Origin of the sequence: Dokdonia sp. MED134 (assembly GCF_000152925.2) — a bacterium.
Classification (GTDB): Bacteria; Bacteroidota; Bacteroidia; order Flavobacteriales; family Flavobacteriaceae; genus Dokdonia.
The window spans coordinates 2,628,129-2,655,000 of sequence record NZ_CP009301.1 but is presented as its reverse complement, the minus strand read 5'-3'; the positions used below and the strand labels follow the sequence as shown (position 1 = coordinate 2,655,000).

23 protein-coding genes and 1 rRNA gene (1 of these 24 running past the window's edge) are annotated in these 26,872 nt (G+C 39.0%); 12 read left to right on the top strand and 12 right to left on the bottom strand.

The genetic code is table 11. The features are described from left to right. Both MED134_RS11680 and MED134_RS11675 read right to left on the bottom strand, forming a co-directional pair. Positions 1 to 1,377 (bottom strand): 16S ribosomal RNA (locus MED134_RS11680); it reaches 147 nt to the left of the window's first position. Positions 1,378 to 2,129: 752 nt separating this feature from the next. Beyond that, positions 2,130 to 4,136 (bottom strand): putative porin, encoded by a 2,007-nt coding sequence (locus tag MED134_RS11675; protein ID WP_038599327.1) that lies wholly within the window; start codon positions 4,134 to 4,136, stop codon positions 2,130 to 2,132. Positions 4,137 to 4,203: 67 nt separating this feature from the next. On the opposite strand from MED134_RS11675, the gene MED134_RS11670 reads away from it, so the two are divergent. After that, positions 4,204 to 4,842, top strand: coding sequence for a ribonuclease HII (locus MED134_RS11670; protein WP_038599324.1), 639 nt, complete (start codon positions 4,204 to 4,206; stop codon positions 4,840 to 4,842). A gap of 94 nt (positions 4,843 to 4,936) precedes the next feature. Further along, the gene (locus MED134_RS11665; RefSeq protein ID WP_038599321.1) at positions 4,937 to 7,393 is read left to right on the top strand and encodes a hypothetical protein; all 2,457 of its coding nucleotides are present in this window, start codon (positions 4,937 to 4,939) and stop codon (positions 7,391 to 7,393) included. Between the two features lie 35 nt (positions 7,394 to 7,428). Here the strand turns inward: MED134_RS11665 and lipB are convergent, their stop codons facing one another. The 3 genes from lipB to MED134_RS14970 form a co-directional block, all read right to left on the bottom strand. After that, the gene (gene lipB / locus MED134_RS11660; protein ID WP_038599319.1) at positions 7,429 to 8,145 is read right to left on the bottom strand and encodes a lipoyl(octanoyl) transferase LipB; all 717 of its coding nucleotides are present in this window, start codon (positions 8,143 to 8,145) and stop codon (positions 7,429 to 7,431) included. A gap of 82 nt (positions 8,146 to 8,227) precedes the next feature. Next, entirely contained in the window at positions 8,228 to 9,076 is an 849-nt protein-coding gene (locus MED134_RS11655; protein ID WP_038599316.1) for a hypothetical protein, read from the bottom strand. 2 nt (positions 9,077 to 9,078) lie between these two features. Beyond that, on the bottom strand, positions 9,079 to 9,237 hold the full coding sequence (locus tag MED134_RS14970) for a YqaE/Pmp3 family membrane protein (RefSeq protein WP_081965011.1): 159 nt from the start codon (positions 9,235 to 9,237) through the stop codon (positions 9,079 to 9,081). Between the two features lie 138 nt (positions 9,238 to 9,375). Here MED134_RS14970 and lysS point away from each other — a divergent pair, with 138 nt between their 5' ends. The 3 genes from lysS to MED134_RS11640 all read left to right on the top strand — a co-directional run bounded on the left by lysS (position 9,376) and on the right by MED134_RS11640 (position 12,431). Continuing rightward, the gene (gene lysS / locus MED134_RS11650) at positions 9,376 to 11,070 is read left to right on the top strand and encodes a lysine--tRNA ligase (protein ID WP_038599313.1); all 1,695 of its coding nucleotides are present in this window, start codon (positions 9,376 to 9,378) and stop codon (positions 11,068 to 11,070) included. 277 nt (positions 11,071 to 11,347) lie between these two features. Then, positions 11,348 to 11,758, top strand: a complete 411-nt coding sequence (locus tag MED134_RS11645) for a carboxypeptidase-like regulatory domain-containing protein (RefSeq protein ID WP_038599310.1) — start codon at positions 11,348 to 11,350, stop codon at positions 11,756 to 11,758. 4 nt (positions 11,759 to 11,762) lie between these two features. Further along, entirely contained in the window at positions 11,763 to 12,431 is a 669-nt protein-coding gene (locus tag MED134_RS11640; protein WP_052084228.1) for a transglutaminase domain-containing protein, read from the top strand. A gap of 5 nt (positions 12,432 to 12,436) precedes the next feature. On the opposite strand, the gene MED134_RS11635 is transcribed toward MED134_RS11640, so the two are convergent. Both MED134_RS11635 and MED134_RS11630 read right to left on the bottom strand, forming a co-directional pair. Next, positions 12,437 to 13,600, bottom strand: a complete 1,164-nt coding sequence (locus MED134_RS11635) for a serine hydrolase domain-containing protein (protein WP_052084227.1) — start codon at positions 13,598 to 13,600, stop codon at positions 12,437 to 12,439. A 57-nt stretch (positions 13,601 to 13,657) separates the two neighbouring features. Beyond that, positions 13,658 to 14,461, bottom strand: a complete 804-nt coding sequence (locus MED134_RS11630; RefSeq protein ID WP_038599307.1) for a helix-turn-helix domain-containing protein — start codon at positions 14,459 to 14,461, stop codon at positions 13,658 to 13,660. Between the two features lie 107 nt (positions 14,462 to 14,568). On the opposite strand from MED134_RS11630, the gene MED134_RS11625 reads away from it, so the two are divergent. Beyond that, the gene (locus MED134_RS11625) at positions 14,569 to 14,955 is read left to right on the top strand and encodes a thiol-disulfide oxidoreductase DCC family protein (RefSeq protein ID WP_038599303.1); all 387 of its coding nucleotides are present in this window, start codon (positions 14,569 to 14,571) and stop codon (positions 14,953 to 14,955) included. 73 nt (positions 14,956 to 15,028) lie between these two features. Here the strand turns inward: MED134_RS11625 and yiaA are convergent, their stop codons facing one another. Further along, on the bottom strand, positions 15,029 to 15,490 hold the full coding sequence (yiaA, locus tag MED134_RS11620) for an inner membrane protein YiaA (RefSeq protein WP_038599300.1): 462 nt from the start codon (positions 15,488 to 15,490) through the stop codon (positions 15,029 to 15,031). 153 nt (positions 15,491 to 15,643) lie between these two features. Between yiaA and MED134_RS11615 the strand changes: the two genes are divergently transcribed. From MED134_RS11615 to MED134_RS11605, 3 genes are all read left to right on the top strand, one after another. After that, entirely contained in the window at positions 15,644 to 17,116 is a 1,473-nt protein-coding gene (locus MED134_RS11615; RefSeq protein WP_038599297.1) for a tetratricopeptide repeat protein, read from the top strand. 63 nt (positions 17,117 to 17,179) lie between these two features. Further along, entirely contained in the window at positions 17,180 to 19,657 is a 2,478-nt protein-coding gene (locus MED134_RS11610; RefSeq protein ID WP_038599293.1) for a zinc-dependent metalloprotease, read from the top strand. Positions 19,658 to 19,897: 240 nt separating this feature from the next. Further along, positions 19,898 to 20,338: a hypothetical protein gene (locus tag MED134_RS11605; RefSeq protein WP_038599290.1), complete on the top strand. Its 441-nt coding sequence runs from the start codon at positions 19,898 to 19,900 to the stop codon at positions 20,336 to 20,338. A gap of 76 nt (positions 20,339 to 20,414) precedes the next feature. Here the strand turns inward: MED134_RS11605 and hemL are convergent, their stop codons facing one another. Genes hemL through MED134_RS11585 form a run of 4 tightly spaced genes read right to left on the bottom strand, consistent with a single transcriptional unit; the run spans position 20,415 to position 23,835 of the window. Continuing rightward, positions 20,415 to 21,701, bottom strand: coding sequence for a glutamate-1-semialdehyde 2,1-aminomutase (gene hemL, locus MED134_RS11600; protein WP_038599287.1), 1,287 nt, complete (start codon positions 21,699 to 21,701; stop codon positions 20,415 to 20,417). A 56-nt stretch (positions 21,702 to 21,757) separates the two neighbouring features. Beyond that, positions 21,758 to 22,591, bottom strand: a complete 834-nt coding sequence (locus MED134_RS11595) for a glucosaminidase domain-containing protein (protein WP_035327328.1) — start codon at positions 22,589 to 22,591, stop codon at positions 21,758 to 21,760. Between the two features lie 4 nt (positions 22,592 to 22,595). After that, positions 22,596 to 23,504 carry a 1-aminocyclopropane-1-carboxylate deaminase/D-cysteine desulfhydrase gene (locus tag MED134_RS11590; protein ID WP_052084226.1) on the bottom strand — a complete coding sequence of 303 codons (909 nt, stop codon included), beginning with the start codon at positions 23,502 to 23,504 and terminating at the stop codon, positions 22,596 to 22,598. Between the two features lie 4 nt (positions 23,505 to 23,508). After that, positions 23,509 to 23,835, bottom strand: a complete 327-nt coding sequence (locus tag MED134_RS11585; protein ID WP_038599280.1) for a hypothetical protein — start codon at positions 23,833 to 23,835, stop codon at positions 23,509 to 23,511. Positions 23,836 to 23,952: 117 nt separating this feature from the next. Here MED134_RS11585 and MED134_RS15280 point away from each other — a divergent pair, with 117 nt between their 5' ends. The 3 genes from MED134_RS15280 to MED134_RS11575 all read left to right on the top strand — a co-directional run bounded on the left by MED134_RS15280 (position 23,953) and on the right by MED134_RS11575 (position 26,804). Continuing rightward, positions 23,953 to 24,126: a DUF5522 domain-containing protein gene (locus MED134_RS15280; RefSeq protein ID WP_158407710.1), complete on the top strand. Its 174-nt coding sequence runs from the start codon at positions 23,953 to 23,955 to the stop codon at positions 24,124 to 24,126. A gap of 115 nt (positions 24,127 to 24,241) precedes the next feature. Then, positions 24,242 to 26,227 carry a urocanate hydratase gene (locus MED134_RS11580; protein WP_038599277.1) on the top strand — a complete coding sequence of 662 codons (1,986 nt, stop codon included), beginning with the start codon at positions 24,242 to 24,244 and terminating at the stop codon, positions 26,225 to 26,227. A 10-nt stretch (positions 26,228 to 26,237) separates the two neighbouring features. Further along, the gene (locus tag MED134_RS11575; protein ID WP_038599275.1) at positions 26,238 to 26,804 is read left to right on the top strand and encodes a DUF4136 domain-containing protein; all 567 of its coding nucleotides are present in this window, start codon (positions 26,238 to 26,240) and stop codon (positions 26,802 to 26,804) included. Positions 26,805 to 26,872 lie beyond the last annotated feature (68 nt).

Below are 26,872 nucleotides of genomic sequence, written 5' to 3'. Positions count from 1 at the left end.
CCGGGAACGTATTCACCGGATCATGGCTGATATCCGATTACTAGCGATTCCAGCTTCATGGAGTCGAGTTGCAGACTCCAATCCGAACTGAGATAGGGTTTATAGATTCGCTCCTTATCGCTAAGTGGCTGCTCTCTGTCCCTACCATTGTAGCACGTGTGTGGCCCAGGACGTAAGGGCCGTGATGATTTGACGTCATCCCCACCTTCCTCACGGTTTGCACCGGCAGTCTGGCTAGAGTTCCCGACATTACTCGCTGGCAACTAACCACAGGGGTTGCGCTCGTTATAGGACTTAACCTGACACCTCACGGCACGAGCTGACGACAACCATGCAGCACCTTGTAATCTGTCCGAAGAAAACTCTATCTCTAAAGCTGTCAGACTACATTTAAGCCCTGGTAAGGTTCCTCGCGTATCATCGAATTAAACCACATGCTCCACCGCTTGTGCGGGCCCCCGTCAATTCCTTTGAGTTTCATTCTTGCGAACGTACTCCCCAGGTGGGATACTTATCACTTTCGCTTAGTCACTCAGTCCGAAAACCAAACAACTAGTATCCATCGTTTACGGCGTAGACTACCAGGGTATCTAATCCTGTTCGCTACCTACGCTTTCGTCCATCAGCGTCAATATATTGTTAGTGATCTGCCTTCGCAATCGGTATTCTATGTAATCTCTAAGCATTTCACCGCTACACTACATATTCTAACCACTTCACAATAATTCAAGACATACAGTATCAATGGCAATTCTATGGTTAAGCCACAGACTTTCACCACTGACTTATATGCCCGCCTACGGACCCTTTAAACCCAATGATTCCGGATAACGCTTGCACCCTCCGTATTACCGCGGCTGCTGGCACGGAGTTAGCCGGTGCTTATTCTTATGGTACCGTCATCGATCTACACGTAGACCTTATTCTTCCCATATAAAAGTAGTTTACAACCCATAGGGCAGTCTTCCTACACGCGGCATGGCTGGATCAGAGTTGCCTCCATTGTCCAATATTCCTCACTGCTGCCTCCCGTAGGAGTCTGGTCCGTGTCTCAGTACCAGTGTGGGGGATCTCCCTCTCAGGACCCCTATCTATCGAAGTCTTGGTAAGCCGTTACCTTACCAACTAACTAATAGAACGCATAGTCATCTTATACCGCCGAAACTTTAATTATTTAATGATGCCAAAAAATAATACTATGGGGTATTAATCTTCGTTTCCAAAGGCTATCCCCCAGTATAAGGTAGATTCTATACGCGTTACGCACCCGTGCGCCGGTCGTCAGCAAATAGCAAGCTACTCCTGTTACCCCTCGACTTGCATGTGTTAAGCCTGCCGCTAGCGTTCATCCTGAGCCAGGATCAAACTCTTCATCGTGTGTTGTTAATAATATTAACTCCTCACAACTCGAAATATCCGGTCAATAATAAACTTCTAGTTTTCAAATTCTTTGTAATAATACCCGAAAGTATTAATACGCGCTGTCAATTCAATAAGTCAATGAACTTTTCCTAATTCCTAAAAACTAGAAAATCAATGTTAATGCAAGAGGAATCGAACCCCTTTTTACCCTTCCAAAACATTCAAAAAAAATTACCTGAACTTCGCTAGATATGTTACTGTTTCTCTAAGCGGGTGCAAATATACAACTGTTTTTAATACTGACAACTTTATTTTGAAAAAAAATTATTTTTTTCTGAAGCAATAAAACAACAATCTTTAAGAACAACTCTTACAAATAAACCTCCATTTGTTAGCGGCTGCAAAACTACAACCTTTTTTGACTTTACAAACTATCTTTTGAAAATAATTTGAAATAAATTTTAAAGCCAATTAAACAGACACTTATAAGAACTACCGCTCACATTTAAACGGACGGCAAAGATACACAGAAGTTCAAGCCTGACAAGTATTTTTTGATATTTAATTCAAATAAAAACCTAACCCTTTGACCTTGTTTAGGCTAGCTTTATTATTTTTTTATTGAAGCATTATTCTTACCCAATTTACCACTAAGAAAGATGCCCACCAATAGACCACAAAGACTGTTTTCTTCCTACAAATAGTAAAGATGTCTTATTATAGAGCTTTTTGTGAATCTACTTAAGCTTTCGCGAAAGCGTAATTATTTAGAGAAAGAAGTTCCAAACGATACCAAAACGTATATTAAAGTCTCTATATGGATACCCTGGTGCGCTATAAAAGTCGTTACCTGTAAAGCTACTATTAAAGTGTTCGGCCTTGAGAAAGATTCTGGTCTGGCGAACTTTCATATTAATAAAGAAGTCTAGTAGGGGAAAGTTTCCAAACTCTTGAGAGTTTTGCACATAAAATTCTGCAAGTATGGGGTCATATGCATTGAGATTATACTTTGTAAAGTAGTTTGCAGTAAACCCTGTTTGTAAAAAGAGTGCTTTTTTAAACAAACGGTCTGTGAAATATAAGCTTCCTCTACCCACAAAGTCTGGAACATTGAGTACACCATCTGCCCCACTCACGTTTTGATATGTGGCGGTGAGATCTAGATTAAACTTCTTATACTTGATATTTTTACTAGCTGTGACCTGAAGATGATTTATGGACTCACTGGTTTGAAAAGAGTTTACAAGTGAGTCTACAGGATCTAATGCAAAATATGCATAGTCTTTGATAGTAGCAGCAGAGGCTTTGAGGTTTACCCACTTTTTTGAATCTAACTGAGCCGTGAGTGTATTAGTCTTTACAGTTGCATAAGCTTCTTGATTAGACCAGTTATAGTTTATATAGTTGCTCTGAAAAAGTAGATGGTTAAATCCTGCTGGTCTTGCATTGCTCAATATACTTGCCGAAAAGCGCTTGTCTTTATCTATAGCATATCCTGCTTCTCCATATATATTGTATCCATCAAAATCTCCTGAGACATTTACTTGAGCATCTCCCAGTATATCAAAACCACCTATTTTATTTTTATACCCTCCTCCTACTGCAATTGTGGTGGTTTGTATTCTATTAGGTACTCTTACCGTTTGCTCGTCTATACCATCACCATCTTGATCTATACCTTGTATAAGTACTGCATCATAGCCATAATTAAAATACGTAGCATTTGCTTGAAACTTGAGCTGCCCTAGTTTTTTATCTTCATAAACAAGGTTAAGTTCGTTATAGGTTTCTTCGTGATCTGTTCTATCAGAAAAGTCGGTTTGTCTAAATGCTTCTCCAAAAAGATCATTTGCTGCATCTTGGCTATATCTATAAAATTTATTCTCGCTATTAAAAATGTGACCTACTCTCAAACTATAGTCCTTAAGACTATCTTGTTTTTGAATAATATTATAGTGATGGTTTACATACACTCTTGTACCATCTAGTATATTTTCGGCATCTTCAAAGTTTACTGGCAATCTTGATCTATCATCAAAATCTTCGTCACCACTATTAAACTGCTCTATACCTAAAGTGGTTAATCCTCCGTTTTCTTGATTACTTAAATCTTGAGCAACCCAGTGTGCCTTTATATAGTATCGCTTATTTTTTGTGTTATAGCTACCCGCAAATCTAAAATTACCCGAACTGGTTAATGCATTTTGATATTTACCTAAGCTACGCACTCCTTTATAAGCTATAGACATATTAAGTCTAGGGTGTATATTAAGGGTAAAGAAAGCATCTAGTTGTTGTCCTTGCTCAAAAGCGCTCTTATAAAACAACTCTGTGAGCGGTGTAGGTAGGTAGTGATACTTTATATCTTCTACCTCTTGATAAGCAAAGTGTCTAGCATTTGCAATATAGCCAGGCGTTGTGCGCCTGTTATCAAAATGATGTATAAGTGTATTGTTAGTTTGCCCGGTGTTTGCAAACGGCAATAAACCATACCGGTCTTTACGCAGGTAATTAAATTTATAATCCTTTTCTATAGTAAGAGTAGTATCGACATATAAGGTATCTCTTTTTACAGAGATAATCTTATAATCCTCTACAGGTGGTCTTTCAAACTCTTTAATATTTGTAGATTTTGCATCTCTAGCATTAAGCGGGTCGTTATTATCACCAAGACCTTCACTTCTTTGCAATGTAGGTGTTTGCTGTATAGGTGATGTTTGCCCAAAGACTGCTACTTGCGCTAGACAAAAAATAAACCCAAAAATCTTATTCATATAAACAATTTGATGTATCAAAATTACATTATTTGCACCGATTCTAGTATTTTGACCCGTTCAATATATGCTTAAACTTAAATATCATACTCATCTTATAGAATGTGGCACAGACGAGGCTGGTCGTGGCTGTCTTGCAGGACCCGTTACGGCAGCTGCTGTGATGCTGCCCGATAGTTTTATAAACGAGATTCTTACAGATTCAAAACAACTCACAGAGAAGAAACGTGATTTACTCAAACCTATTATAGAGCAACAAGCAATTGCCTACTCTTTTTCTCACGTGATGATGGAGGAAATAGACGACATTAACATCCTTAACGCCTCTATCACTGCTATGCATCGTAGTATTGAGGGTATGATAAGTACGCTTTCGCGAAAGCAAAAAAAACCGCAACACATACTTGTAGACGGTAATCGCTTTAAACCATTTACTGGCCTAGATCACACAACTGTTATTAAAGGTGATGGAAAATACCTCCCCATAGCAGCGGCATCTATCATTGCCAAAACAGAGCGTGACCTATTTATGGACCGCATACACGAAGAGTACCCAATGTATAACTGGAAAAAAAACAAAGGATATCCTACAAAAGAACATCGAGAAGCGATACGCACCTATGGTATTACAAAATACCACCGCAAAAGCTTTAAACTATTACCCGAACAATACTCGCTAGACTTTTCTTTTAAAGACCATAAGTAATATACTGTTGAAAAGGTGGTCAATAATATTATGACCACAAAGGCCGTAGGTCTCACACAAGACTGTATTTTTGAACAACCAGTCTTTACTATTTATGAAAATTCTATTATACCTCTCTGCCGTAGTTGTATTGCTAGCTAGCTGCACAACCTCAACAAAGAACTCGTCTTCACTCACAAAATACATTCCTCGCAAGGCATCTGTTGTTGTAAAAACTACAGATCTTAAAGATTTTAAAAGTGCGCTAGTCAATAATGATTTCATACAAGAGCTGGGCACCACTAGTCTATACAAAACACTAGTAGATAACCAAGCCGCATTTGCAGCTGTACAACCAGATGGAGAGACACTGTTTTGCTATACTAAGCTAGGTCGCAAAGCCTACGATTTGAGCATTATTACAAAAAACCACCTAGGCCTTTTTAAAAATGACTCAACGCTTATAAGAGAAGCCTCACTCAATGACAAAAAAATTAAGTCACTAGGAGCAAATGCTCATTACCTTATATATAACGATGTTTTTATAGCAAGCACCTCAAAAATTTTACTTGAGAATGTGCTAAGAGAGAAAAATAGAGAAACGTACACAGACCCTTTGTTTGACCGTGCCTATAATTCTTCTAGTAACAGTGCGACTGCTTCTATTTTTATAAAAGGATCTGAAGGAGGAGATTTATACAAAACACTCTTTCCTGCAGCTGGCGTAAATGCGCTTAAAGACTCCTTTACTTGGGCCACGGCAGATATTGACCTTGACCAAAATGATGTACGTCTCAATGGCGTGGTACTGGTACAAGACTCTACAAACTTGCGTCTCTCCCTACTCAAGAACACAAACCCTGTGGTAAACAGAATCACTAGTATCACTCCCACCGCTGCCGTAGCTGTAGAAGCTATAAGCTATGATAGCTGGGAACAACTTAAATCTAATAAAGCAGACTTGCTCAAGGTAGACCTTGCTCAATATAACATCCCGCAAGAAGACCTCTTTGCTAGTTTTACAGAGATAGGTGTTATTCATCTTGCAAAGAGTATGGTGATTGTGGGTGTTTCGGCAGATGTGAGTGTTACAGATAATGTGCTTGCAAGCGGATCAGAACTAGCGACCTTTAGAAAAGTTAAGATATATGAAGTTGGGAATGCTTCCGCTTTCGCGAAAGCGTACTCACCTCTACTCAACCTCTCTTCTCCAAAGATGTATGCCACCATAGATGACTTTTATCTCTTTGCCGAAAATCAAGAAGCACTAGAAACTGTTATTGCAAATTATCAAAACCAAGCAATATTAGCTACCAGTGCGGCATTTTCTCCTACAAAAAACGCATTGAGTCGTGCCTCAAGTTACTTGCACATCACAAATCTTGATAGCAAAAACTACCAGCAACTTGTATCAGAAAAGGGACAAAAAAACCTAAAGGAAACTACGCTAGAAGGCTATCACTATGCCGCTCTACAACTCGTGCAAGAGAAAGATTACCTACTGCTCAACACGACAATACTTAAAAATGAAGATAACACTACAGATGCTAGCATTGCACAAATTGCAAATGTGAAGCTTAGCGCACCTATTACAATGTCTCCACAACTGGTAAAAAATCATCGTACAGATGGACAAGATATTGTGGTACAAGACATAAATAATACCTTATACCTTATAAGTAATGCTGGCAAAGTATTATGGCAAAAGGATCTGGATGGTCAAATACTAGGCGATATGCAGCAGGTAGACATCTACCGCAACGGGAGATTACAGCTAGCCTTTACCACAGAGAAGTCTTTCTATATTCTGGACCGTAATGGTAATGATGTGGGACCATACCCACTGTCTTTTAAAGATACCATCACACAACCACTTGCGATATTTGACTATGATAACAATAGCAACTATCGTTTTGTAATTGTGCAGGGTGAAAAAGTACTTATGTATGATAAAAAGGCAAGCCCTGTTTCTGGATTTACCTTTAAAGAAGCTACGAGTACAGTTATATTTCCACCAGCACACATACGTATTGCAAATAAGGATTATATCGTAATTGCCGAAAACAATGGAAAACTCAACATCTTGAGTCGTACTGGTACTTCTCGCATAGAGGTGAAGAAAAAAATAAACTTTGGCGATGTGCCAGTTTATAGAAACAGAAATACGTTTGAAACATATACCGTAAACGGAGAGAAGATAAGAGTCACTACAAAGGGAGAAATCGTACAGACCATCTCAGATTTTGACTCAGACTCACGTATAGCGCTAGGCAAGTCTCTTGCGGTAGGACAGCGAGAGAATCTACTATTAATAAACGGTAAGAAAAAAGAAATAGCTTATGGTTCTTATAGTGCTCCACAAGTCTTTGAAGCTGCAAAAAAGCAATACATCACACTTACTAATACAGAATCTAGTGAGGTTTATCTATATGACAGCAAAGGAAATCTACTTCCTAACTTCCCTATTTACGGCACATCAAAAGCCTCTGTAGGTTTACTAGAAAAAAACAAGTCACTAGGTTTTGTCACACAGGGTGGTGACAAGTCTATCCTTATTTATAAAATAAACTAGTAAAATGGGTTTCAAGTAATTGAGAGATATGGAGATTACTCTGCAACTTCTGGAGTAACAAACTCCGCTTCAAAAAGGGCTGTAAAATGCTTTTTAAGCTTAGCCTTCACCTCCTCTTGATCTACTGTAGCTTTACCTAGCTCTACATTAAGTGAGGTAACGGCCTTATCTTTTATACCGCAAGGTATCATAAGATCAAAGTAACCCAGATCTGCATTTACATTAAGTGCAAAGCCGTGCATAGTAACCCAGCGGCTCGCTCTCACACCCATAGCACATATCTTTCTGGCAAATGGCGTCCCTACGTCAAACCAAACTCCTGTCTCCCCTGGAGAACGCTCGGCTTTGAGCCCGTATTCGGCTAGAGTGAGAATAACCATCTCTTCAAGTAGGCGTAAATATTTATGTATATCTCTAAAGAAGTTATCAAGATCTAATATAGGATATCCCACTATCTGACCCGGCCCGTGGTAGGTAATATCACCACCCCTATTTATTTTATAGAATGTAGCATTTTTTTCGGCTAGCTCTTTTTCACTCACAAGCAGGTTAGACATATCACCACTCTTACCTAACGTAAAAACGTGTGGATGCTCTACAAAGAGAAAATGGTTAGGAGTTACTAATCCTGCATCTTCTCTTCTGTTTGCAATTTTCATCGCAACCGTTTTCTTAAAAAGCTCATCTTGATAGTCCCAAGTTTCCTTGTAATCGCGATGTCCTAAATCCTGAAAAATGATATTTTTATTCACGCCGCAAAGGTAAGAATTACTTCACATTAAAAAACCTCCTACCAGATGGTAGGAGGTTATAAATTATAGTTAAAAACAGCTCTTACTGCTCTTCAAGAACCACCTCAAAATTTTCTAAAACCTTACTTTTATTATTAAGTAAGCTATGATAGTCTATTTCAAAAGTAACCGTCTTACCATCTGCTCCTATACTCGCTCCATCTGGCGTTACAGAAATAACTTTTCTAGGAAACACATACTCAAGTGTCATTGTAGACTTACTAAGCTCCTTATCCATCTGGGCGAGCATACCAGACATCATATCATTTTCATCTCCTCCTTCTCCGCTTGATCTTTGCCCTATAGTTTCTTGCGTCTTTTGTGACAAGACAACCTCTTCTCCTAGGTGTTCTGCAAGTGCTTTTGGGTCTGTTCTTCTAAAGGTATTATCTGTAAATGTATATATTACCTTATCTGTACTAAGCATACTACTTGCAGGACTGCTAGTAGCTTTCTCACTTCCTGGTGTTGTTTTCTTTGCTGTATCAAATACCTTCTCTATATCATAAGCGATACGCTCTATCTCATTAAACTGCTTGAAGTCCTTTATGATGGTAAGTACCATAACACCATTATCCTCATCTATATTCATTTGCATAGAGAAATCTCTTAGCGCTTTTATATCCTCTTGTTTAGCCGCTGGTAAGGTTGCAATACTATCTTTGTACGTCTCCAGAAAATCATTAAACACAACAAGTGTGTCCATCTTTTCCTTTTTCTTGTCTACAGATGCTGGTCTTCCTTGGGCTCCCAGCGCCATAAGTTGAGACAAGTCTACTACAGACTCATATCGACCACCCATATTTTCATTAAAGACAATACGCTCTTGCATACTACAACTCACCAGTAATACAAGTAGCACTACTAGTGATAGGTATTTTTTTTTATTCATTTTTAATTTTTGGGATTGTTTAAAATAACGAGTGCTGCAATCACGCCAGGCACCCAGCCACAGAGCCAAAGTAAGAAAACTATTAATACAGACCCACACCCTTTACCTATAACAGAAAGGGGCGGAAAAAAGATGGCTAGTAAGACACGCCAGATACTCATATAAATTGGTTTTGATAGATTACCACAAAGGTAACGCTTGATTGATGTACTTAATATGTCTACATATTATTAGAATTGTTACAAGCATTTCATTTCTGACCCTGCTATGACTATCTTTGCAAGCTTAAAAATTACCGTATGCAACTGTCAGAACAAGAACAAGTACGCCGCCAGAAATTATCTCGCTTACGCGAAATAGGAATCAACCCCTATCCCGCAGCACAATACCACGTGACTCACGCTTCCGCGAAAGCGAAAAATGACTACACAGAAGGTGAAAAAGTAGTAATGGCTGGAAGGCTAATGTCAAGACGTATACAAGGAAATGCCTCTTTTGCCGAAATACAAGACGGTGAAGGTCGCATACAAGTATACTTTAACCGTGATGAAATCTGCACAGGAGAAGATAAATCTAAGTATAACGAGGTTTATAAAAAGCTTCTTGACATAGGAGACTTTATAGGCATAGAAGGTGAGATGTTTACCACTAAGGTAGGAGAGATCACTGTGCTAGTAAAAGACTTCACGCTATTAAGTAAAGCACTCAAGCCATTACCACAACCACGTACAGATGATGAAGGTAAAGTGCACGATGCATTTACAGATCCAGAGATGCGTTACAGACAGCGATATGTAGACCTTACTGTAAACCCGCACGTAAAAGAAGTTTTTGTAAAACGTACAAAGCTCTTTAACGCAATGCGTAATTTCTTTAACGACGCAGGATACTTTGAGGTTGAGACACCAGTATTACAACCTATCGCAGGTGGTGCAGCTGCAAGACCATTTATAACGCACCATAACTCACTAGATATGCCATTATATATGCGTATTGCAAATGAGTTATACTTAAAACGTCTTATTGTAGGTGGTTTTGAAGGAGTATATGAGTTCTCAAAAAACTTCAGAAATGAAGGAATGGACCGTACGCACAATCCAGAATTTACCGCAATGGAAATTTATGTAGCCTATAAGGACTACAACTGGATGATGGACTTCTGTGAGCAATTACTAGAGACTTGTGCCATTGCAGTAAATGGCACAACAGAGGCTACCTTTGGAGAGCACGAGGTAGACTTTAAAGCTCCATATGCCCGCGTTACTATGGCAGATAGTATCAAGCACTTCACAGGTTTTGACATTAACGGTAAGACCGAAGATGAGATACGCGCCGCTGCAGAGGGTATGGGTATCGAGGTAGATGATACAATGGGTAAAGGAAAACTCATAGATGAGATTTTTGGAGAGAAGTGCGAGGGTAACTACATACAGCCTACCTTTATTACAGATTACCCTAAAGAGATGAGTCCGCTTTGTAAAGAGCACCGCGACAACCCAGAGCTTACGGAGCGTTTTGAACTTATGGTATGTGGTAAAGAAATTGCAAATGCATACTCAGAGCTTAACGACCCTATAGATCAAAGAGAGCGTTTTGAAGCACAGCTAGAACTTGCAAAGAGAGGTGATGATGAGGCAACAGCCTCTATAGATTATGATTTCTTAAGATCATTAGAGTACGGAATGCCACCTACATCAGGTATGGGAATAGGGATGGATCGTTTAATAATGTTCTTAACAAATAACCAGTCTATACAAGAAGTACTTTTCTTCCCACAGATGAAACCAGAGAAGAAAGCTCTTGACCTTAATGAAAATGAAAAAGCCATTTATGAACTACTCAAAAAGGAAAGTCCGCAGGAGCTTAGTGTTTTAAAGACAGCTGCCGGATTAAGTAACAAGGCTTGGGATAAAGGAATAAAAGGACTTACAAAAATGGGCGCCGCAAAAGTTTCAAAAACAGATGATGGTTTATTTGTAACCATCGCAGACTAAGGCAATCGCCTTTCTTACTATATAAAACCTCTGTCTATCGGCAGGGGTTTTCTTATTTTTAGTGATGTGCTCAATGTTATAATTGATAACTACACCTTCATAATATGAGTTTATGGGTATTTATTACGCTTTCGCGAAAGCGTACTTACACCTAGCAGCATTATACTTCCCTAAGTGAAAAGGACAGTTTACAGTCATATAACTGGCATTTGCGCATTTATAATTTTAAGAAAGGGCATCTCCCCATAGTTTTGATATAAACAAAAACACATTTATTATGAAAACAAAACACATCACAACAAAGAAGAAGGTAACAGGCGCCATTACGACTATCTGTATGATGCTAGCCCTCGTGTTTACATCTCAAACAGCACAAGCACAAGCTGTAGAGCGCACGGTATCTGGCGTAGTAAAAACACATAATAGCGTTGTACCGGGAGCGGCAATCGTTCTCAAAGGAACAAACATAGGTGTTATGGCAGATGACGATGGCGCTTTTACCTTTCCGCAACCGCTTAAGGATAATGATATTCTTATTGTAAGCTCAATGGCTTTTGAAGATATGGAGGTAAAAATTGAACGTGGCACTACGTACATCGAACCATTTTTAGAAGGTACAGCCATTGTTATAGTAGGGGCTTTGAGAACCGCACCTGCCCAAAAGAAAGCTATACCTAAATCTCTGTAACTTTATGTACAAGCTTACGTTCTTTATATTCTTCATCTTCACAACTGTGACAAGTGCACAGCGCTCAGACTTTGCACACATTGACTTTACAACTGCCGATTATAAGGCATCACTTCTTGAAGGTGAAGAATTATACAATCTCCCACTATTAAGCCACAAACTCACCTCAACGCTTACTACAGATGTTGAAAAATTTAGAGCAATCTATTACTGGGTTACTCATAATATAAAAGGCAATGATGCACTTACACGCAAGAGCAAGAAGATGTATCTGGATAAAAGTTACTCAGATGCCAAGCGTTCTTTATTTAAGCAAGAAGTTCTTACAACGTTAGTTAATGATAAGGAAACCCTGTGTACGGGATATGCCTATTTAATAAAAAAGCTTGCCCTATTATCTGGAATTACTTGTGAGGTCATAAATGGGTATGACCCTACAAGTACATTTAAATCAAATGGGAAACTTATTGCAAATCACGCGTGGAATAGCGTACGACTTGACGGGAAATGGTATGTATGCGATGCTACCTGGTCTAGTGGATATACTGATGTTAAAAGCCAGCTTTTTATTTACGACTTTGACCCTAGCTACTTTTTAATGGAACCAGAGGAGTTTTTAAAAAAGCATCACGCTATTAATCAACAATGGAACGACTTACTTGTAATGCAATAATGATATTACATTTTACCACTGGGTTGTTTATCTAGCCACTGCAGGTAATAAATTACGTTTGTTAACACATCACCATCTACATCACCATCTTGTGTATTATTTATTGCTATACTAGCATTAAAACTGGGGATATAAACAAACAGTGTTCCCCAAAAACCAGAATGCAAATAGGTCTCTACGTCTAGTTTTTTACTGTAATAGCTATCAAAACCTAGACGCTGCTTAGGGATATTTCCTTCCTTATACCTGCCATCTAGTAATAGCATTGTGTCTAAGGTATTTTTATTTTCAAAAACACGATTATTAAAAACCGCTTGAAGAAATACACTTAAATCTCTTGTAGTAGAAACCAGACCACCTCCTCCATATAAATCTACAGAGTTATGCCACTTTGTAGCATCAAGACTACCTACATAGCGATGTACTTCTTGTGGTAACTCTTGCGTAGGTTCTTCTAGACTTTGTAAATAGGTAGAAGTCATACCTAGATCGTCAAACTTAAGTAATGACCTAAGTGCAGCCGCAAGATCAAGCTTAGTTGTGCGCTCTATGATTTCGCCAAGTAAGATATAACCTGTATCGCTATAATTATTTTCTTCTCCGGGAGCAGCATAAGGACTCCCATTATCTATTGCAAATTGTATTTGCTCTGTACGGCTCCATATTTTGTTTGGAGTTTTTGAGGCGGCTTCTATATATTCTGGCCCTCCCTCTGCATAATCATATAAACCACTTGTATGACCTAGACAGTGGCGTATAGTTATTTTATCTGGGTCATAACCGCCCTTTTTAAGTAATGCGATATGCTCCTCAGAGATATATTTTGAGATAGCATCTTCTAGCGATACTTCTCCTTGCTCATACAGACGTAATATAGCCACGGCTACAAATACCTTAGTCACACTCGCTATTCTAAAAGGCTGGTTTGCCTTTAACAACGCATCCTTATCTATACTATCATATCCAGCCGCTCCAGAAAAATCTATTTCGGCAAAAGGGGCAATTACAGATAATGAGACACCGGTTACATCTTGCTTTGTATCAGTAAAAGTGTCATCTAGAAAAAATTGCAGCTGCTTATCAGTATCTTGAGTATAGTTTACCTCTTGTGTACTGTTACAGCTTAGGGTTATAAAACAAAGTGCAATTAGGTATGGGATATATTTCATTCGTGTTATTTTTTACAAAGATTACGCTTTCGCGAAAGCGGTCATTGTAAATTTTCGTCAAAAGTAGTTAGGTCTTACTTCTATAAAAGATGGTGTCTTTAAGAGTTGCGACGGTGTATGATTTGTATATCTTTTTATCTCTTTAATAAAATGACTCTGATCGTAATATCCATACTTTACTACATAATGCTGCCAGTCGCTATTGCGAGTGACATATAACTCTCGTATGGCTTTTTTATATCGCTGGAGTGATTGAAACTTTTTTGGAGTGAGACCTGTATCCCTCTTGAAGTGACGCTCTAGTGTAGAATAGGAGTAATTTGTAGCCTTTATAATAGTTTGTATATCACAACTAGCACTCACTTCTTGTGCCATTGCTACTACAAAACCTTCTCGCTCCTTTTTATACCTCTCTGCAAACCATTGATCTAATTCGCTTGCAATTTCTGAAGGTGATAATGTAAGTAGATGAATTTTAAGTAGCTCGACATCCATCCCAAAAACATCATCTGCAAAGGCGACGCTGTCTTTCATAATGGCTTCTGTCTTGAGATCTAAAAATGGTTTGAGCGAAGACAGTCCCCTGCTTTTAAATTTTATGATGATACAACTTTTAAGATGCGAGAGATCTACAACCACTTCCTTATGAATAAAGCTATACAGCTTGCTTCTATTAGATGTATAGGTTTTACCCATATAGCTCATTGTGTAATGACCATCTAGCACAATAATCATATCTGGAGTAATGCCAGGGTATGCATACATTGTGGGGCTTCCCATAGACAAGAGCGCAGCATCTTTTACAATCCAATAATGGTCTATGTGCTTTTTTACCTCTGCTATATGTGGCTCAAAAATCATAAGACCAAGCTACTCATTAAAAAATAGAAACCTACTCTTAAAAAACTGTTTTTGAAAAGTTTACTATTTTTTTTCGACTCAATGGTTAATTACAAAATTGATTTACTATGAAGAGTCCAGCTACTAAGAGCCTTATAATTTTTGACGGAGAGTGTAACCTTTGCAATGGCGTTGTGGGGTGGTTGTTAAAATTTGCTCCAGCAGATCTCTTTGAATTTGTAGCGTATCAATCTCCTAGAGGTCAACATATTTTGAGAGATAACAACAGACCTACAGATAGTCTAGACACGGTAATTCTTATAGATAATAATGTATTGCACACACACTCTGATGGATTTTTAAAGATTGTATCAAAAATACCAAAGTGGCAGCGTGTTGCCGCCTTACTCGCTTTTATACCTAGAATGCTTAGAGACTTTGTATACCGTACGGCTTCTCGCAATAGGGTACGATGGTTTGGCACATCTTCCTCTTGTACTATTAATTTTAAATAATAAACCCAACACTCCCTAGGGAGCATCGGGTTATCAAACAACAAAATGCGGTGCCCTAGAGCACCGCATTTTGTTACTTATCTTCTTGATTATCTATAAATTTTACATCTCTCGTGTTTTTTTGAACTGCAATAGCAGCAAAGAGACTTAGCGTAAATGACATCCCGTAAAAACCTTTTTCACTTAACTCTAGATCTGCGTTCCATAAACCTACTACGAGTAATAAGATTGAAATAATGGTCACAAACCAACTTATGCCATAATAAATGTCTGTAACAGGTACTCCCTCTAGCCTATCGCGTACACTTTTTTGCACAGAGACTACTGCAAAAAGACCCAAGAGTAAAATTGTAAAATAATATCCTTTTTCATTGAGATACATATCTGCGTTCCATAAACCTACACAGAACGATATCATCCCAACAAATAAGGCACTCCAAGATGCACTTATAAAAGCGCCGGTAGGCTTATTTGAAAATGAAGGTTTTTCTTTTACTTTCTTCTCAGTTACTGGTGTTTCAAATTGATTTTCCATAATGTTTTGTTGTTGTTTAACGAGGTCAAAGATGCAACCCAACCTCACATCAAAAAATCAATAATTTCATTATTGCTTACGATATATAATATACTAATATTACATTTATACAATTAAAATAAGCCTTTACCCACATATAACTTACGATATAAAATGTCATTATTCTCTATTATTACTAGTTTTTCTAAAGAAGAAAGTGATCTTTTTATACAATACATACGCTCCAGAAATAAAAGAAAGGACACAAAAAACATAGATCTCTATATGCTCTTGCGTAAAGGAGTACCTGTAAATGATATCATCACCACATTATATGGCTCGTCAAACAGAAATGCCTATCACGCATTATCAAAGCGACTGCAAGACTCACTCATAGATTTTATTGCTACACGCAGTTTTGAGACAGAAACCTCAGAAGATATGACCATCTTTAAGTGGATACTTACAGCACGTATACTTTATGAGCAAGACCAGATTGACCCTGCCCATAAACTACTCAAAAAAGCTATTAAAAAAGCAAAACAACTAGACCTCTACACAGCACTAGTCGAGGCATATCATACACAAATACAATACAGCCACCTTCACCCTGAGCAAGATCTACCTGAGCTTGTGGCAGCGGCACAGCAGTGTCACAAGCTCTTTTTACAGCAAGAAAGGCTCAATATGGCATATGCTCACATTAAGAGAACCGTCCAGTTTAACACAGCCCTATTACAACAAGGCGTACAAGAAACTATAGAACAAATTCTAGCAGATTTTAAAATAGACATACAAAAAGATCTTACCTATAAGTCCCTCTACCAACTCCTTGAGATTATTAATACAGCAGCACATCTAGATCATAACTTTAGCAAGGCATTACCGTTTATAACAAAGGTTTATAAACTTATAGAGCAGAAGGATCACGTTGCTGCAAAGCATCGTTTTTACCATATACAGGTCCTCTATTTTATGGCAAATGCACATTTTAGAGTGCGTGATTTTACACAGGCTCACTCATATCTCAAGCTTATGGACGAGCAAATAGGTGCAGATAGAAGAAAATGGGAATCCCGTTTTCGCGAAAGCTACCTACTCATACACAGTTTTGTTATGAATTATAGTGGCAGTTATACAACCGCCATCACCTCTTTAGAAGAATACATAAAAAATACTAAAGGAAAATCCCACCCAGACACCAGACTAGCGCTTGTTGTTTTTCTCACCCAGCAAGGTTTATATAAAGAAGCCTTAGGCCAGCTTAATAAATTAAAACACTCAGACCAATGGTATGAGACGCAATTAGGCAAAGACTGGTTAATAAAAAGAGATCTTATCACCCTTATTATTTATTATGAACTAGAGTATGTAGACCTAGCGCACGCTACTTTGAGAAGTTTTAAGCGCAAGCATAAATCTATTATTCGCTCTGAGGCGAGGTTACATTCTTTTATTGCAGTTTACACGGCTATGCATAACAATCCTCTCGTGATAGATGAAGACCGCTTTCGCGAAAGCGTAAAAAATAACTTTACCACCTCCACCCTCAAAGAAGAAGACATCTTTATGGTGAGCTTTTTTGCCTGGATAAAATCTAAGCTTGACAATACACCACTTTATGACACTACCCTTCACTTGTTATGATTTTCTTAACAAGATAGGCGGGTTCTGGGCAGTACCTTTTACCCTTGTAAAACATCCAATTGAATGAATAGAAAATTATCCTACGTAATTGCTACACTACTAGCTATTACAATTGCAAGTTGTGGCGCATCACAATCTAAAGTTGCCAGTAAGGCAAGTGCCTCAAAATCTGCAAAAAAAGACAAGAAAGGTGCCATAAAACCTTATGGCAAAGTAATCACAAAAGAAGCAAAAACAGACGAAGGTCTCTTTACCGTACATAAACTAGACGGCAAGTACTTTTATGAGATTCCAGACACATTGATGGGGCGCGAGATGCTTATGGTCACTCGTATTGCAAAGACTGCCACAGGACTTGGCTTTGGGGGAGGAAAACAAAACACCTCTGTACTACGCTGGGAAGTAAAAGATAAAAAGGTGTTACTACGTGTGGTGTCACATCAAATTTATGCCGCAGACTCTCTTCCTATCTCTGAGGCTGTAAAGAACAGTAATTTTGAGCCGGTACTGTATGCTTTTGATGTAAAGGCATATAAAAAGGACTCTGTTTCTGGCAATAAGAATATTGTGATAGACGCGAGCCCTTTATTTGAAACAGATGTTAAACCACTCGGTTTACCACAGAGACGTCGTAAAAGTCTTAAAGTGTCTAAGCTAGATGCAAAGCGCTCTTACATAGATACAATAAGAAGTTACCCGCAAAACATAGAAGTACGTACCGTAAAAACATACAGCGGTAGCGCATTACCGTCTAATAATGCTACGGGTACACTCTCACTTATGATGAGTAACTCTATGATTTTATTACCAGAAGTACCTATGCAACGCCGTATGTTTGATGAGCGTGTAGGGTGGTTTGGACGCGGCCAAACAGATTACGGTCTAGATTTACAAAAAAGTAAAACCATACGTTACTTAGACAGATGGAGATTAGAAGTTAAGGACGAAGATATGGCAGCCTTTAAAAGAGGCGAGCTTGTTGAGCCTAAAAAGCAAATCGTTTATTATATAGATAGAGCAACACCAAAAAAATGGGTGCCATATATCAAACAAGGTATAGAAGACTGGCAAGTAGCTTTTGAAGCTGCTGGATTTAAAAATGCCATTATCGCGGCAGATCCTCCTTCTGTAGAAGAAGATCCAGACTGGAGCCCAGAAGATGTACGTTATAGTGTAGTGCGCTACCTTGCGTCTCCTATTCCTAATGCAAATGGACCTCACGTGAGTGATCCTAGATCTGGAGAAATTTTAGAAAGTGATATAAACTGGTACCATAATGTTATGACCTTATTACATAACTGGTACTTTGTACAGACAGCAGCGATTAATCCAGAAGCAAGATCTAACGAGTTTAAAGATGAGATTATGGGACGATTAATTCGTTTTGTGAGTTCTCACGAGGTAGGTCACACACTAGGCCTTCCTCACAATATGGGAAGTAGTGTCGCATATGCTGTAGACGATTTACGTGATCCTGAGTTTACAAAAAAGTATGGAACAGCACCTTCTATTATGGATTATGCTCGTTTTAACTATATCGCACAACCAGGTGACGGTGATGTAGCCTTGATGCCTAACATAGGTATTTATGACAAGTATGCTATTAAGTGGGGATACCGTCCTATACTTGAGGCAAAAAGTGCCGAAGACGAAAAGAAAACCCTAGACAGCTGGATACTTGAGCACGCTGGAGATCCTATGTACCGTTTTGGGAGGCAGCAAAGAGGCGTTATAGACCCTAGCTCTCAAACAGAAGATCTAGGTGATGATGCTATGAAAGCTAGTGCTTACGGTATTGCAAACCTTAAACGTATTGTACCTAACCTTATCACTTGGACTGCCGAAGAGGGCCAAAACTATGATGAGCTAGATAAAATGTATGGTCAAGTACTCTCTCAGTATAACCGCTATATGGGTCACGTTGCCGCAAATGTAGGTGGTGTGTATGAGATGTATAAAACATATGATCAAGATGGAGCTGTATATACACACGTACCTAAAGAGAAACAAAAAGAAGCACTTACCTTCTTACAAAAAAATCTTTTTGAGACACCAGAGTGGTTACTAGACACAAATATTTTTGATAAAATAGAAAATGCAGGTAGTGTAGAACGTATAAGACGTTTCCAGACTAGAACGCTTAACAACCTTCTAGATTTTGGAAGAATGGGACGTATGCTAGAGAACGAAACTCTTAATGGCAACAGTGCATATACCTTTATGGATATGATGGAAGATACTCGTGATGGCCTCTTTAGTGAGTTAAAGTCAAGAAGCACCATAGACATCTACCGCCGTAACTTACAGCGTGCATATGTAGAGCGTCTAGCATACTTAATGACTAGAGAGCAAGGAGCTTCTAGCCGTTTTAGCACTAGAACTTCTATTGATGTAAGCCAGAGTGACATTAGAGCCGTAGTACGTGCAGAGCTTAAAGATCTTAAACGTGATTTACAAAACAGCAGACTGCGTGATCGTATGAGTCGCATTCACACAGAAGATCTTGTAGAGCGTATCAATTTAATACTTGACCCTAAATAAGGGATAATTTACCCCTAAGATTTCCCCTTCCCATATAAGCCGGCTGTTGTTGACAGTCGGCTTTTTTTATGTAAAAAATTCTCGTTACCAGACTACTCTAGAGTTCATAAATTAATGAAGATATATACGCTTTCGCGAAAGCGTAACAAATCACAAATAAATCCTAAAAATAAAAATGGATTAAACTTTGTGCATTTTACACAGTCATATAAGTGTTCAGTAATTAAAAAAATAAAGAATATGAAAAAGTTAATAATGGCATTTTTAGTACTAGCTACTATATCAATGTCTGCACAAAGAGGACCAAGAGGCGGAGAAGACAGAAAAGGAAAAGACCTTACTGTAGAACAAATGGCTACGCTTAAAACTAAGAAAATGACCCTAGCACTTGCTCTAGACGATAACCAGTCTAAAAAAGTGTATAATGTACTACTTGCACAAGCAAAAGACCGCAAGCAAGCGATGGAAGCTCGCAAAGCTCAAACAGAAAAACCTGAGCTTACAAAAGAGCAAAAATTTGCTAAGTCAAATGAACGTCTAGATAAGCAAATTGCTATGCAACAGGAGATGCAAAGTATCTTATCTGAAGACCAATTTAAGCAGTTTAAGAAGATGAGCGCAAAGCGCAAAGGTGAAGGAAGACGCGGTGGCAAACGTGGTAGAGGCCAGCGTGGTAAATAATGTTTTTATTGATTGATTAATTTGGTTTGAGAACGGCATCCTTTAGTTAGGATGCCGTTTTCTTTTTTATGTAAACTTATAAGGTTTTACTCACCTTTGCTACAGCAGCAATTGTATCATCAAGATCTTGATAAGACAGTGCATCGTTTAAAAACCAGCTCTCATAAGCACTAGGTGCTATATAAATACCCTCTGCAAGTAAACCGTGAAAGAATTTTTTAAAGGTATTATTATCTCCAGCGGCCGCAGTTTTAAAATCTACTACAGCGTCTTTTGCAAAGTGCACAGAGATCATAGACCCTAGTCTATTTATTGTAAAAGTCACCCCGCTTTCTGTAAGTGCCTGCTCTATACCCTTATGTAAATACTCGGTCTTGTCTTTAAGGCTTGTAAATACTTCTGGGTTCTCATTAAGTTCTGTAAGCATAGCAAGACCTGCAGCCATCGCTAGCGGGTTACCACTAAGTGTACCAGCTTGGTAAACGGGACCTTCTGGTGCGAGGTGACTCATAATCTCTGCTCGAGCTGCAAATGCTCCTACAGGGAGACCACCTCCTATTACTTTTCCAAAGGTTACAATATCTGCTTGCACATCCATAAGTTCTTGAACACCTCCCTTTGCAAGGCGGAAGCCGGTCATCACCTCATCAAATATGAGCAGTGTTCCATTTGCATCACACAGCTCTCGAAGTCCTTGTAAAAAGCCTTCGGCTGGGAGTATGCACCCCATATTACCTGCAACAGGCTCTATAATAATGGCTGCAATCTCTCCAGGGTTTGCTGCAAAAAGCGCTTTTACTTGATCAAGATTGTTATAGTCTGCTAGTAAAGTATCTTTTGCCGTACCGGTAGTTACTCCCGGACTATTAGGAGAGCCAAAAGTCACTGCACCACTCCCGGCTTGTATTAAAAATGAGTCAGAGTGACCGTGGTAGCAACCTGCAAATTTTATAATTTTCTCTCTTCCAGAAAACCCTCTCGCAAGTCGTACCGCACTCATACAAGCCTCTGTACCACTATTTACAAAACGTATTTTATCTATACCTGGTACCATTGAGATAGCAAGCTCTGCTATTTTTGTCTCTATCTCTGTAGGCATTCCAAAAGAGGTTCCTTTTTGAGCTTTTTGCACTACGGCATCTACCACAGGCTTATGCGCGTGACCTAATATCATAGGCCCCCACGATGCGATATAGTCTATAAGCTTGCGACCATCCTCGTCATATAAATAAGCTCCTTTTGCTTCTTTTACAAAAATAGGATCACCACCTACAGATTTAAAAGCTCTTACTGGGCTGTTTACTCCACCTGGTATTACTTTTTGAGCCGCTACAAATAACTCACTACTTCTCTTATAAATCATATGCTATATATTTCACTCTGCTAGAGTGCTTTTTTCCTTTATGCCTTACTAAAAATTTAATACCCTCTATCAAACGGCTTGATGTATAACACCTGCCCTTCAAAGATATTATCGCCATCGATACCATTCCATTCTTTAAGTTGGTCTACAGTTACGTCATACTTTTTTGCTAGACGATACAGCGTTTCACCCTTCCTTACAGTGTGCTGGTTATTATTATCTGTTACTTTCTTATAATCTTCTACAGGCTTACCTAGTACCTCGCCGTCGTACGTATATAACTTATAACGCTCTATAAGACTTATTAACTTTTGAGGATATTTTTTATCTGTTGCATACCCTGCTCTACGTAGTCCTTTTGCCCAGCCTTTATAATCGTCTTTTGGTAGTTTAAAGAGGTCTGTGTATCGCTTGCGTCCAGTTAAGAATAAAGAGTGATCCCTATATGAGAATTTTGGTAAGCTATATTTTCTAAAACACTCACCTTGCGTATCGTCATCGTGATATACTTTTTGACCTTTCCAGTCGTGACATTTTATACCAAAGTGATTATTTGCCTTTTTTACAAGCTCCCCTTTTCCTGCACCAGATTCTAGAATTCCTTGTGCTAGCGTAATAGATGCCGGGATGCCGTAAAGCTCCATCTCTTCTTTTGCAATGGCAGCATATTGTTCTATATAACCGTCTACACCACCCTTTGGAACAGGATTTACACCATTATCAAGATTATCATCTGGTGTGGCAGCTTCTTCTACATCTAGCTCTGAGTTAGTCCTCTCAACCGTGCGAATTTTTTTTGTGCGTTTTGTGCTGCGTGTCGCCTTTTTTGAACCACCGCAACCCACTGTAATAATTGCTATTACCAGAAGTACAGTTAATCTTTTTAACATAAATCTATTGTATGAGTGGGAGTCCCTTTTTTGCAAGTCGAGTATTCATACCCGAGATGCCTTGTAAACCTCCCGTATGAATGGCTAAAATACGAGAATTCTCTGGGAAATACCCACGATTCATCAAGTCTGAAAGCCCAAAAAGCATCTTACCCGTATACACAGGATCAAGCGGAATGCCGTATGCTTCCTTAAAGTCATTTATAAAAGTGATTAACTCTCTATTTACTTTTGCATATCCTCCACAATGATAGTCGGCTATGATTTCCCATTGCTCACTATCCACATATTGTGCTACCTCATCACGTACCCAATCTCCTTTTAGCGCGGGGAAACCAAGTACCTTTTGATGTTTACCAGCACTATTTATGATACCAGATATCGTACCCGCCGTTCCTATAGGGCAACTTATATAATCAAACTGACTGTCCTCTGTAGTTAGAATCTCTTCACATCCTTTTATTGCAAGCGCATTTGTACCTCCTTCGGGTATAATAAATGGGTTATTAAAGGTTTTTTTTACGCTTTCGCGAAAGCGTAATTTATCCTTCTCCTTATACTCAGCCCTAGTAACAAAATGAAATTCCATCCCACAAGAGTGGGCAAATGCAAGCGTAGGGTTTTGAGCTAGTGTTTTTTTAAGATCACGGCCCAACTCCTCACCCCTTATAACCCCTACAGTTTTAAAACCTTCTAGTTTACCCGCCGCCGCGGTTGCAGCAATATGATTTGAGTATGCACCACCAAAGGTGAGTAATGTATCGTGACCAAGTGCTCTGGCTTGAAGTAGGTTATACTTAAGCTTTCTAAACTTATTACCAGAAACGGTGGGGTGTAACTCGTCCTCACGCTTTATGAAAAGCGTACAGCCATTTTGCTCAAAGACAAATTGATTTTTTGAAGTAAAATTCACAAGTTTATAAATAAGCTATAAAGCTCCAGAACGGGCGTTCTCTAAGATAATTAATTTCACACTCACGAGCATAAGCCTCTCGCTCAAAACTTATATTAAGATATGCCACATAATTATCTCTATACTGTATAAGCCTGTATAGGTACTCTATTGCATACCATATAAAGAAAGGAATCACCAGCATCTCGGCTTGCTGTCTTATGTGTATTTTTTCGTGATTAATAAATACCTCATCCTTTTTAAGATCTGGTGTGCGCATAACAATAAATGGCCAGAGTGTAACTCCCACAAAGCGCCTGCGCAACAAGTATTTATTTACAACAAAAAACATAGGTCAAAAGTACTTTAATATCTTTTTTAAAGAACAACGCCAGCCATATATTTATCTACCGCATTGTTAACAGGTTAAGCTGTATTCAAAGTTTGTGCCGTATCCTTATCTTTGTATATGTCTTACTTAAAAAAACATATCCCTATAGAAGACGGCGACTATTACTTAACGCCAGAAGGCTATAGATGTTTTACACAACAGTATCATCTCAAAAGAGGATACTGTTGTGAGAGTGGCTGCCGTCATTGCCCTTATGGCTATAGTAAAAAGACAAATACTCAAAATGGATAGACTGCTACTCTTATATCGTAAGTGTGTTTATAGAAGCTACCATAGAGTAGATATACGTTATCCATAGTGTGTGAGTAAGAGTTTTTAAACTAGTACTTACTTAATATCACTACTTATGACATTTCAACAACAAATACTTGAAGGGATTCCTGCAGTACTTCCTACACAAAAGGAATATGACCCAGCTATAAACCACGCCCCAAAAAGAAAAAAGATACTCTCTCCCAGTGAAGAGAAACTCGCACTTCAAAACGCCCTGCGCTATTTTGAACCCCAGCATCACGCAACACTATTACCTGAATTCAAAAATGAACTAGAAACGTATGGCCGCATTTATATGTATCGTTTTACTCCAGAATATAAAATATATGCGAGACCTATAGAAGAATATCCGGCTCAATCTAAGCAAGCGGCAGCTATTATGCTTATGATTCAGAACAATCTAGATCACGCTGTGGCACAGCACCCGCTAGAACTTATCACTTATGGTGGTAATGGAGCAGTTTTTTCAAACTGGGCTCAGTATCGCCTCACGATGCAATATCTCGCTCAGATGACAGATGAGCAAACACTGGTTATGTACTCTGGTCACCCTATGGGCTTGTTCCCATCTCACAAAGAAGCACCTAGAGTAGTTGTCACAAACGGAATGATGATTCCTAACTACAGCGCACCAGACGACTGGGAAAAATACAACGCCCTAGGCGTCACCCAGTACGGCCAGATGACGGCTGGCAGCTATATGTACATAGGTCCTCAAGGCATTGTACACGGCACCACAATTACTGTTCTTAACGCTTTTAGAAAAATAGGCAAATCACCCAAGGGAGGGATTTTTGTCACTTCTGGATTAGGGGGTATGTCTGGGGCACAGCCTAAGGCTGGTAATATTGCAGGCTGTATCACCATATGTGCAGAGGTAAATAAAAAAGCGGTACACACTAGGCACTCACAAAGATGGGTAGATGAAATAATTAACAACACAACAGCTCTCGTTACCCGTGTACAGCAGGCACAACTTGATAAGGAGACGGTCTCCATCGCATATCACGGTAATGTGGTAGAAGTATGGGAGGCTTTTAATGAGCACAATATAAAGATTGATATAGGTAGCGATCAGACCTCTTTACATAATCCTTGGGCTGGTGGTTACTACCCTATGGGATACACTGTTGAGGAGGCAAATGATATGATGGCAAATGATGTAGAGCGCTTTCGCGAAAGCGTAAAAACCACCCTTTGTCGTCACGCCGCAGCAGTAAATGCACACACCGCAAAGGGCACCTACTTTTTTGATTACGGAAATGCTTTTTTACTAGAATCCAGCCGTGCAGGAGCAGATGTACTCGCCGAAAATGGCATTGACTTTAAATACCCCAGCTATGTACAAGACATAATGGGGCCTATGTGTTTTGATTATGGTTTTGGACCCTTTAGATGGGTTTGTGCTTCTGGAAAGGAAGAAGACCTTGCAAAAACAGATGCCATAGCCTGCGATGTTCTGGAAAAACTAGCAGTAAATGCTCCACCAGAAATAAAACAGCAATTACAAGATAACATTACCTGGATAAAAGGCGCACAACAAAACAAGCTCGTAGTAGGCTCACAAGCACGTATACTCTATGCAGATGCAGAGGGACGTGCAAAAATCGCACAAGCCTTTAACGGTGCTATTGCTCGCAACGAGATAGGATTAGTTATATTAGGTCGTGATCATCACGATGTATCTGGTACAGACTCTCCTTACCGCGAGACGAGTAATATTTATGACGGCAGTCGCTTTACGGCAGATATGGCAATTCACAATGTAATAGGTGATAGCTTTAGAGGTGCTACTTGGGTGAGTATTCACAATGGTGGTGGTGTAGGCTGGGGCGAAGTTGTAAATGGTGGTTTTGGTATGGTAATTGATGGTAGTAAGGAAGCCGAAAGACGCTTACAATCAATGCTTTTCTGGGATGTAAACAACGGAATTGCAAGAAGAAGTTGGGCTCGTAATGAAGGTGCTGTTTTTGCCATAAAAAGAGCAATGGAAATCGAACCAAATCTTAAGGTCACCATACCAAATATTGTAGAAGAAGATTTATTTAATAACATTTAAAAAAACTACTATGAAAGCATTAAGACTTTTACCCTTACTAGGAGCCGTATTATTACTCGCTTCTTGTAGCACCGTGCGCGTAGCATCAGACTACGACAAAGACACAAACTTTAGTGATTACAAAACATTTGCCTTCTACAAGCCAGGTATAGATAAAGCAGAGATATCTGATCTTGATAAAAAACGTGTGCTACGCGCCGTAGAGGCACAAATGCTCGCAAAAGGTTTTACAAAATCTAGCAACCCAGCTGTGCTTGTAAGCATCTTTACAAAAGCAAAAGAGCGTGTGGATGTATATCAAAACAACTTTGGCTTCAACGGTGGTTGGGGCTGGGGAGGCGGCTTCTGGGGCGGCCCTTGGGGATGGAATAACGGCTTTAATAGCAATACCGTCTCAAGAACTACGCAAGGAACATTGTACATAGACCTTATAGATGCAAATAAGAAACAACTTATATGGCAAGGGCAAGGTACAGCACCACTCGTATCTGGAGATGTAAACAAACGTGAGGAGCGCATTAACCTCATCGTACAAGAAATTATGGAAGTATACCCACCACAAGTTGCAGGTAACTAACTCATACTTTATTAGTAACAATAAGAAAAGCACCCATCTGGGTGCTTTTCTTATTACTCACGCTAGCT